This window comes from Wolbachia endosymbiont of Atemnus politus (assembly GCF_013309895.1).
Genome location: NZ_JAAXCS010000049.1, coordinates 1 through 9,158, shown reverse-complemented (window position 1 = coordinate 9,158; position 9,158 = coordinate 1). Strand labels below are relative to the sequence as shown.

Genomic DNA, 9,158 nt, shown 5'->3' with positions numbered 1-9,158 from the left:
GAATGTTATACCTGCTGTTTCCTGTTAAAAATATTTAAATTTTGTGAAATATACAAATCATACAGAGGATGAGTTTACTGTAATGCATAAGCTTTGTTCCAATAAAAAGAAAGACGAGTATATTTCCGTAGCCAGGTAAATATGTTGAAATATGTGAATTTAATAAAGTTGTTGAACCAGAGTACCAAAAATTTTTTATAAAAAACAATTCCACACATAAAACCTATCAAGACTTTCAAGAAAAAGTGAACAATGAGGCTGGTAATTAGTCTTCATCCAAAAGAAAAATTACCAACATAAATGTCATAACATTATCTATCGACTGGTTAACCAAGGACTTAGTTACATTTACTGGAAATGCCACTGTAGTTTTTACAATTGAGCAAAATTAGCAGGTGAAAAATCAGACCATTGAGATCAGCTTTACTTATTCAACATAAAATCAACCATGGATGGTATAATATCATTTAAATTTATTGTTAACAGTTATAAATACAGGTGATCGCATACCCGTTCAGGCAACCTTAGCAAACTCCATAACTGTACGAACATCTATTTTGCCAAGGTACAACAAATGCCAGTGTGTAAGCTATACGAACATTGTGCTACCAAAAGGGTGTCACCCAAGTACTGGGCCATAAAACTACTTGACAACCCCCTCCAATCTCATTACAATAATATTGGTGGTATTCAGTTATCTTCGTCTGTATAGATTAAATGACAGGAGTATACCGAGGTTGGCATCTTATTTTTTAATTTTTGCACTATGTGCACCTTATGTCTTTATAAAATTCACCTATGTTTCTAGGTCTTTCCCTATTCAAGCTTAAACGCGCTGTTTAAGACAGTATAATACGCCAGTTTTCAGGATTAGAAAGTGAGCAACTTCTAATACGGGATTCTCTTGCCTTTTTTACTGTTTAGTAAATTTCTTAAACATTAAACTAAGGTTAGTTGCAGTCAAATGCAGCTAAATTGCAGGGTTTAATACTTAAAGAACGCCGATACTGGAAATAGATAATGACCAGGGATTCTTTTGCCTTTTTTCTTCGTTTAGTAAATTTCTTAAATATTTATTATTAAATTGGATCCCAGTACTGGGATGATAAGAAAGGGCTGTCATTCCAGCACTGGAATCCAGATCTTACAATAGGTAATGAATTTGGTAAACCAACTATCAAAATATAATTTTTTTGATTAAAAAAAACTGGATCCCAGCGCTGGAATGACAGGAGAGGAGGTAATAGTTTAGACTTGATCTGACGATCTGTATAATCATGAGCTGCTGAGGAAGAATGACAATATTCGCGCACGGGCGCCTTTTTCTTCATTGAGTTATACTTCACAACTTTTTCTTTCAGTCTTATTATGACTTACCCGTTCCATTTTCAGCTTCTTATTTCTTTACATTTTTATACTGACTTTGTAAATCTCCTTATCTCCGTGAACGGTAACGATCTATTTACCAATATAAAGTTGTCTTGGTCTACAAATTTTAGTTTCTTTATCGTTCATCATTTCATATCACTGAGCAACCCAACCAGCAGTTCTTGCAAGTGCGAAAATAGGCGTGAACATATTTGAAGGAATATCAATAGCGTTCTTTATTATACATGAGTAAATATCAACTTCGGATATAACTTTCCCATAACAAAATATTCATCCTTTAAAGCTATCTTTTCGAGTTCTTTTCCAATCTTGAGGAATTCATTACTTTGTTCTAAATTACTTACAACCTCATTACAAGCGTTTTTTAATATACGCGCACGTGGATCGTGATTTCTATAAACACGATGACCAAACCCCATCAATTTAAATGGGTATTTATCATCCCTAGCTTTTTCAATAAATTTATCTATATTCCCACTTTGTCCTATCTCTTTTAACATACTTATAACTGCTTCATTGGCTCCACCATGTGCCGGTCCCCAAAGTGTAGCGACTCCTGCAGAGAGACTCGCAAACAAATTGGAACCTGCTGATCCTACTACCCTGACGGAGTAAATATTTTATCCAGAGCTTTCAAAAAAAGAATGCTTTTATCGTTACCCAAAGCATCGCCAAACATCATACTTAAGAAATTTTCACTGTAGCCCAACTCATTGTTAGCATTTATGAATTCCTTATTGTTGATATGCCTATATATCATTGCAACAATTGCAGGAACTTGCGCTATAGCAGAAATTCCAAAATCTAGATCTTCATTATTGATATTGTTACCATGTTTCTCATGGTACAATGCAGATAAACTTGCAAACATGCAATCAAAATTAACATAGGATGAGCAGTTTTTTGAAAGGCTTTAATTACGTTTATAATCTGCTTTGATACTTTAGATAACTCCGTTATTTTTGAGAGAAACTTTTTAAATCATGTCTATAAATAACCCTGTTGTCCTATATAAAGCTTTAACATTTAACACATCAGAACCTGTTGTTCCACTTAATATGGGTAGCTCAACTTTTAACCCATTGCTTAATTCTAACAATGCTTTTTTATCCACCACTTAAGCCACTTAAATTCTATACAAACTCCAGAGTATATATTAACCCGGTTAACTTTAGGTTTAGCAGTCATGAATGCTTTTAGTTTTGCATTTAAGTGATTTATTTTACGTGCAGCAGTGTTTCTGTAAATAACACCTTTATTCACACACTTGTGTAAATTAGAGTCAGCGCTCCGAAATACTAGAATGACATTTTCTTTGTCACCAGACTTAATCATATCAACCAATTTCCTAATAGCAGTGCGAGTTTTACTTTTACGCATTTTATTTATCAAAGTGCGCTTTGCTCTTACCTTTATCATTTTCTTAGCACTTTTATGATTTGCCATATATTAATACCTAACCTAAAAATATTAATACTCTTTTCTCATTATAAAATTTTTTCACTAATTTTCAATACCAGTTTTTTCTGTTGCTAATTTGCTACTTTTTTCTTCAATAGTTTCCTCTAAATTTTTTAAGAATTCATTCTTGCTCAACCCAGGATATATTGGGGGTAATATCTCTATTATCGCCTTTCCAGAATTCTTACTCATGGAAAGCATGCTCTTTGGCCAAAATAAACCGGTATTTAAAGCAACTTGTAATACAGGAACAGATAATATTTTATATAGAGCAGCAAAACGTAGTCTATATTTTGTTTTTAGCTTTACAGCCAGTCTGATACCTTTAGGAAATATTATTACGTTCCTATTTTCTTTTATATGCATTTTATTTTCTTGTTAACTCGATAATGTGGAGTATGGAACTAATGCCATCTGAGCGGTTAATAAAGATCATTCTTAGTACCATAAAATGCAAACCTGCAAATGGAACCCACTTTAGCTCACGCTTTAAAATAAAAGCTACTTTCCTAAATAAAAGCATAAAAATAAAAGTTTCAAGTGGGGATTGGTGTTTGTAAGCAACTACAAAAGGTTGCTTGGAAATGTTTTCCCTTCCCCTAATTTCATATTCAATTCTACATAGTAAACGAAGCATAAGTAATACAACCTCTACTGGGTAGACAGAGAAAATAGTTATTATACGTACAGGAAAAAGGAGTATGGGAAGGGCAATTAAAGTTTAGAACTCTTCCCATAAAATAAAAAATAAATTGAACAATAAACCCGAAATCATAAACCTAGATAAATTTATTTGAGTTTATCTCTACTAGAAATTAAAAACAATAAATTTAACTATTGATCACTAGAGTGATAGGATGTGAATCAGCTAATTTATCTTTCAATTTCTTGTTGGCAACATGAGTATATATTTGAGTTGTAGAAAGATTAGTATGGCCAAGAACTTCCTGTATCAGCACAATACTTGCCCCACTATCCAGTAGATGAGTAGCAAAGGAATGTCTGATTACATGTGGAGAGATTTTACTTTATCAATATTACATTTTCTTGCTAATTCCTTAATCAATTGACCGATTCTCTGCTTTGTAATCGGCCTGTTAGGTTTATTACCGGGAAATAACCAATCAGATTATTTTCCCTCAGGAATCAGGTTATCACGAATTGATAAATAATTTCTAAAACTTTGTAGTGCTTCCTCGTTAAAAAGGATTTGACTTTCTTTACCACCCTTTCCTTTTATTATTACATAACATTTGTCATTACTGTTTACTAGATGTGACACCTTACACAATTTCATATTAATCAGTTCAAAAATACGCATGCTAGAAGAGTAAAGTATGTCTAAAATAGCGCATAACCTCCTACCCTTTATTTCTTTATTCGATTCGCTTGCTGATTTTCTGACTGTGTCCATTAGCAAAAGCATTTCTTCAACACTCAAATACTTTGGCAAAGGACGAGAAACTTTTGGGTCTTTCAATTCATCATCATTAGCTGGAGCTGGATTAATATCTATTATTCCATCATTAAATAGGCACTTATAAAAAATTTTCATAGCAGATATTTTTCTTGATACAGAACTACTTTTATATTTCTTTTGTGTGCATAGTGATTCACATAATCCTTAATATTAGTTTTGCTCTCATTAACTAAAGTAGTACCGCTTTCCAATAAAAAATCTTCAAGTTGGCATAAATCCGAACGATAACTTTCTAAGTATTTTGCTGGCAGACTTTTCTGACACCAAATATCTATATAATAGGTTATATAAAGATTTTCTTTTTGATCCTGCTACTGCTTACTCTTCATCACTAGCTCCTGTATTTATTTCTTTGACTACAGTTTGATTGAAAACGTTACTAGTATTCCATATTAAAAAATATGAAATAAAGCATTTATCAATATAATAAGTACAACAAACTTTCGTCTTATTTTTTTTTTCAGATTTGTTCTCATAGTTAAATTATAACACCAAATCTATAGAAAGCACCTTACAAAGTGAACTCTACTACGATATACCACTTTTTAGTTGCATCTATTTATATATGTTATAACATAACTTCTTATAGCACTAGCACAACCAAGTGGTAACTTCTTTACTATTGTCACAGATGTTAATAAATTTTTAATGTATACGATCTATATAAAGAGGAAATCATATATCATACCGTTTTTTAATAAAGTGCTAATAAAAGGAATAGTAATATTTGTTCCCTTAGACTCATTATCTATTTTTTCTATCACTTCATTAACACCGCAAAAAGAACGCTTTATTCTTGCTAAGATATAATTAATCACTTTTAAATCGACTTTTAACTGTTTGTCTGAAAATTGTTTCATTAACATAATTCGTAATAATTCCCCACTAGCAGGTGGAATTTTCACGCTGGTAGTTGATAATTTGCGAGAACTCAAGTCTTTCAATTTAAAATTGAGTCTTTTTGATGAAGTTGAAGAAGTATTGAGTAATCTCTTGTTATTTTCTTTTATGTAGTTGTAAAAATGTAATAGCATTGCTTCATCTTGAACATTTTGTATATCTTCCAAAATAAAAGCGTTGCTATACCTCATCTCACCTATAAAATTATTCACATTGATAAAAATCGCATTGTTCATCGATTTCCAAATATGAGCAAGATAGTTTTTCCAGAACCTTTAGGCCCAAAGAGAATCAGACATTTCCAAGATAAATCATCCATTACTGAGTACACATTCTTATTTTAGTCTAAAACGATGAAATTTTGCCGGCAATAATCAGTTTGATTATTGTTAAATACATCTAATTGTACATTAAACATCTTTCATCTCTGAAAGTGTATCAAAATTCGCTCTAAAGGGTATTTTGAGGTTCACCTCTCTTTATCACAAACTAGTTGTACAAAAAACCTGCTAGCCATTTCTATAATTCGGTTTTACATTCCACTGATACATAAAACATCGCTATTATTGGAGCAAAAAGCAATATACCCATGAGTCCAAAATATGAGGCACACATAGTAACCCCAAGAATAATCACGGCTGGATGTATATGAACTTTTTTCCTATTAACAAAGGAACCAGTATATTTGCATCCATTAACTGTCCAACACCAAATAATGGTTGAATAGTAGTGCTTTCAAACCATCCATTAAATTGAGTAACAGCGCTCAAAAACCCAATAACAGTATATAGCAACGGTCCTATATAAGGTACAAATGTTAGTGTTCCCGATAAAATTCCAATAGCAAAATAATGTCTCAACCCGATTATACTAAGCCCTATAGAGTAAAATATCATCATAACGATGCATACATTTGCTTGTCCTTTTAGGTAATTAGATACAATAAAATCCACTTTGAAAAATAATCTGCAACTTTTTCTCTGTAAGGGACAGGAACTAACTCACTAACCTTTGCTACAATCAGAGGCCAGTCACGCAATACATAGAAAAACATTAACGTAGTGATTACTACTAACGGTACTATATGAATTAAGCTAAAGCTTAAGCTTAACACCTGAATTATAAAATTACTGGTAATATCAAAAGCAGGTATGAAATTAGATATATAATCGCTGTAATATTCTGCTAAATTCTTAGATAAGCGATCAAGCAAGCTTCTCTTACTTTTATATTAAGAAATTATAACACAGATGGAATAACTTTCAGAGTCAACGAAGGCACTTTACTGACCAAAAAATTTAATATTGAGGCAATTTGAACATATATAATAGGTAAAACAAATGTAACAGCTAATACAAAAACTATAAGCAGTATAAATATTATAAAAATTACAGAATATAAGCGCGGTATTTTATATTTTTCAAACTTTACTACTAGTGGATTAAATAAATATACAACAACGATAGACATTAAGCATGGAAAAATCATAGGGCGTACTAAAAATAGTGTGCCAACTATAATAAGTAATATAAGACAAAAAGTTACGTGACATTTTTGCATGTTTTTAGCATAGTCAATCTATTAAAAAAAATACACAGTGTATTTTGTACATGTTAAAATAATTCGGAACTGTTTCAGACAGTTTACAAAAAAACAAAGTACCCATCAAGCTGTACTAAATAAGACTTGATCTGACACTTTAAAAAAGTAAGCTAAGAATAATTAAAAAATGAGTGTTAGAACCTGTACATGATCTCAGAGAAGGAAAAAAGTAGGAGATAATATATGTAAATTAGATATATGAGAACCAAAGTCGTGAAAAATTTAAGAAAATTTTACCAGATCTAGAATCCTGTAGAAAAAAAACAAAGCCAAGGAAACTTATGATGTATTGTGTGGAGTGCCTAAGAAGCTGCTGCCAGTGGAGCACAAGAGTTTCCAAAATGGAGAACGACTATTATAAAAAATGGAGCGAAAAACCAAGCAGAAAGTATTTTAGAACGTAAAATTTGTTAGAAAGAACAATGGTAGGAAAGAGAAAACCAGTAATTGATGCTCAAAGTGTTAAAAACGCAGATACTGCTGAAAGAAAGAGCTATGATGCAGGCAAAAAAAATTCAGGTGTAAAGCGCAGAAGATACGCAAAAGGTTCATATAACAACGGCAGAAGCGTAGCAGTGCTGTAAAAATGCTAAATCTCTGAATATAATCGCTGATATATAGGAAATAAAAGCAACTATTGGAGTGCAACTAATAAAACGAAGCGAATTTTGCTGTATTGCCAAAAAGATGGGTCGTAGAGAGGTCTTTTGCTTGATGTAGACGAATATGGAAATATTGTGAGCGTAAGATGATTGTTCTTGCTTTCACTCCTCAAAAGATTATGATCAATTTCTGAGGAAGTTATAATCCCTTCGCCTATGCCTATTATGTTCATCAATCGATCAGAAACCTCGCTACCATAAGAAATTTGAGCAATAGTCTCGTACCAATTTTCATAAGATTTATAATGATTGGCTATTAATTTTGCTGCTTTTGGTCCTACAAGCCTAATCCCAAAAGAAGTTAGAATTTTTTCAAGAGTGACGGTATTTCTGCTATTGATAAAGTCCAATAAGGTAGCTATGGATTTTTTCATCCCATCCCTTTTGTTCACTTAAGTTGAAAATTTTTGAGTTTTTCTTCGAGAGTAAAAATGTCAGATATTTTCATTACCAAACCAAGGTCATAATTATACTCTATTTAGACCTTTAATGTCAAAAACTTTTGTAAAATATTTTAACTTTCCTGTTTGCTGCGCTGGGCAATCATTTCCTCCAGAACATCTAACTGTAGCTCCCCAGCCATCAACATCGCTCCCAAATACCGCGCAACCTGTGCGAACTATTTATAGTGACTTTGCTATACGATAAAACTAGCTATATTAGCTTACCTTTACTAAATTTACATACGAACCATTTTAACTAGCTTCGGTACAAGAATTTTAGGCTTCTATTTCCCCAACCCTATTTTTGCCCAACGAGTTCTCACAAAGGTACGTACTTTTTTGCGGTTTTCAAAAGAGTAAATAATTGAAATTTTTGTGGCACTAATTGTGGTATATTTTTTAATGAATTATCAAAACTTACCTTTAATTTTCGTATTTTTTAAAATAATATATATAATTATTATATTAGATTATTTTATATTTTTAACTGGAGAAAGCTATGGATTTTTACAAGTGGGAAGAAATATTAAGAACAGTAAACGTTGAGAGTAATGTGATTGAAAAAATAAAAGATGAGTTTTTTAAAAGAACATTAATATATATATCAAGAGAAGGAAAAGGAAAAGTTCAATATAAATCACCTATTTGATTTGGGTAATGTAAGCTTTACGTTATTGCATTTGGCGCTTGTGAAGGCCATACAGAGACAGTAAAAGCTCTATTAGAGCACGGGGCTAATATTGAGGAGAAAGATAAGTATGTACATACTCCTTTTCACTGGGCTGTTGAAAAGGGCCATATAGAGGTAGTAGAAGTTCTAATAAGCGCAGGGGCCGATATTCATAAAACAGATAATGAAGGATGCACTTTTTTACATTTAGCTGCTGGATGTGACCATATAGAGGTAGTAAACACTCTAATAAACGCAGGGTCTGATATTCATTAGACAGATAATAAAGGATACATTCCTTTAAATTGGGCTTTTGGAAATGGTCATATAGAGGTAGTAAAACTTCTATTAGAGCACGGGGCTAATTTTGAGGAGAAAGATAAGAATGAATTAACTCCTTTACATTGGGCTACTGGAAGGGCCATATAGAGGTAGTATATGCTCTAATGCTAGCAGGAGCTGATATTCATAAGACAGATAATAATGGAGTAACTCCTCCATATCGTGCTGCTGCATGAGGCTATAGAGAGGTTTTATATGCTCTAATACTA

Annotated in this window: 11 protein-coding genes and 6 pseudogenes; 5 read left to right on the top strand and 12 right to left on the bottom strand. The window is 32.2% G+C overall.

The genetic code is table 11. The annotated features are described in order from the left end of the window. Window positions 1–502, top strand: a pseudogene (locus tag HET73_RS09865) (conjugal transfer protein TraJ); the annotation flags it as partial. A gap of 577 nt (window positions 503–1,079) precedes the next feature. Here the strand turns inward: HET73_RS09865 and HET73_RS04220 are convergent. The 11 genes and pseudogenes from HET73_RS04220 to HET73_RS09455 form a co-directional block, all read right to left on the bottom strand. Further along, window positions 1,080–1,346 carry a hypothetical protein gene (locus tag HET73_RS04220; protein ID WP_174134073.1) on the bottom strand — a complete coding sequence of 89 codons (267 nt, stop codon included), beginning with the start codon at window positions 1,344–1,346 and terminating at the stop codon, window positions 1,080–1,082. Between the two features lie 178 nt (window positions 1,347–1,524). Then, window positions 1,525–1,967 (bottom strand): annotated as a pseudogene (locus HET73_RS09860) (citrate/2-methylcitrate synthase). Between the two features lie 20 nt (window positions 1,968–1,987). Beyond that, complete coding sequence (locus HET73_RS09855) at window positions 1,988–2,260, bottom strand: citrate/2-methylcitrate synthase (RefSeq protein WP_410543549.1); 273 nt, start codon at window positions 2,258–2,260, stop codon at window positions 1,988–1,990. Window positions 2,261–2,365: 105 nt separating this feature from the next. Beyond that, complete coding sequence (locus HET73_RS09850; RefSeq protein WP_410543548.1) at window positions 2,366–2,506, bottom strand: hypothetical protein; 141 nt, start codon at window positions 2,504–2,506, stop codon at window positions 2,366–2,368. A gap of 62 nt (window positions 2,507–2,568) precedes the next feature. Further along, window positions 2,569–2,835, bottom strand: a pseudogene (gene rpsT / locus HET73_RS04210) (30S ribosomal protein S20); the annotation flags it as partial. Window positions 2,836–2,892: 57 nt separating this feature from the next. Further along, window positions 2,893–3,216, bottom strand: a complete 324-nt coding sequence (locus tag HET73_RS08215) for a hypothetical protein (RefSeq protein ID WP_246210106.1) — start codon at window positions 3,214–3,216, stop codon at window positions 2,893–2,895. A gap of 1 nt (window position 3,217) precedes the next feature. Then, entirely contained in the window at window positions 3,218–3,487 is a 270-nt protein-coding gene (locus HET73_RS08210) for a lysophospholipid acyltransferase family protein (RefSeq protein ID WP_246210105.1), read from the bottom strand. 193 nt (window positions 3,488–3,680) lie between these two features. Then, the gene (locus HET73_RS09060; RefSeq protein WP_281356026.1) at window positions 3,681–3,830 is read right to left on the bottom strand and encodes a tyrosine-type recombinase/integrase; all 150 of its coding nucleotides are present in this window, start codon (window positions 3,828–3,830) and stop codon (window positions 3,681–3,683) included. Window positions 3,831–3,979: 149 nt separating this feature from the next. Then, window positions 3,980–4,405, bottom strand: a complete 426-nt coding sequence (locus HET73_RS09055; RefSeq protein WP_281356025.1) for a tyrosine-type recombinase/integrase — start codon at window positions 4,403–4,405, stop codon at window positions 3,980–3,982. A gap of 584 nt (window positions 4,406–4,989) precedes the next feature. Then, window positions 4,990–5,648 (bottom strand): annotated as a pseudogene (locus HET73_RS04195) (P-loop NTPase family protein). A 101-nt stretch (window positions 5,649–5,749) separates the two neighbouring features. After that, window positions 5,750–6,790 (bottom strand): annotated as a pseudogene (locus tag HET73_RS09455) (AI-2E family transporter). A gap of 464 nt (window positions 6,791–7,254) precedes the next feature. On the opposite strand from HET73_RS09455, the gene HET73_RS04185 reads away from it, so the two are divergent. Continuing rightward, the gene (locus HET73_RS04185) at window positions 7,255–7,416 is read left to right on the top strand and encodes a hypothetical protein (RefSeq protein ID WP_174134072.1); all 162 of its coding nucleotides are present in this window, start codon (window positions 7,255–7,257) and stop codon (window positions 7,414–7,416) included. Between the two features lie 50 nt (window positions 7,417–7,466). On the opposite strand, the gene HET73_RS04180 is transcribed toward HET73_RS04185, so the two are convergent. Beyond that, window positions 7,467–7,868: a hypothetical protein gene (locus HET73_RS04180; RefSeq protein WP_174134070.1), complete on the bottom strand. Its 402-nt coding sequence runs from the start codon at window positions 7,866–7,868 to the stop codon at window positions 7,467–7,469. A 568-nt stretch (window positions 7,869–8,436) separates the two neighbouring features. On the opposite strand from HET73_RS04180, the gene HET73_RS04175 reads away from it, so the two are divergent. The 3 genes and pseudogenes from HET73_RS04175 to HET73_RS09660 all read left to right on the top strand — a co-directional run. After that, entirely contained in the window at window positions 8,437–8,586 is a 150-nt protein-coding gene (locus HET73_RS04175) for a hypothetical protein (protein ID WP_174134071.1), read from the top strand. Between the two features lie 24 nt (window positions 8,587–8,610). Then, window positions 8,611–8,883: an ankyrin repeat domain-containing protein gene (locus HET73_RS09665; protein WP_174134075.1), complete on the top strand. Its 273-nt coding sequence runs from the start codon at window positions 8,611–8,613 to the stop codon at window positions 8,881–8,883. Between the two features lie 15 nt (window positions 8,884–8,898). Then, window positions 8,899–9,036, top strand: a pseudogene (locus HET73_RS09660) (ankyrin repeat domain-containing protein); the annotation flags it as partial. Window positions 9,037–9,158 lie beyond the last annotated feature (122 nt).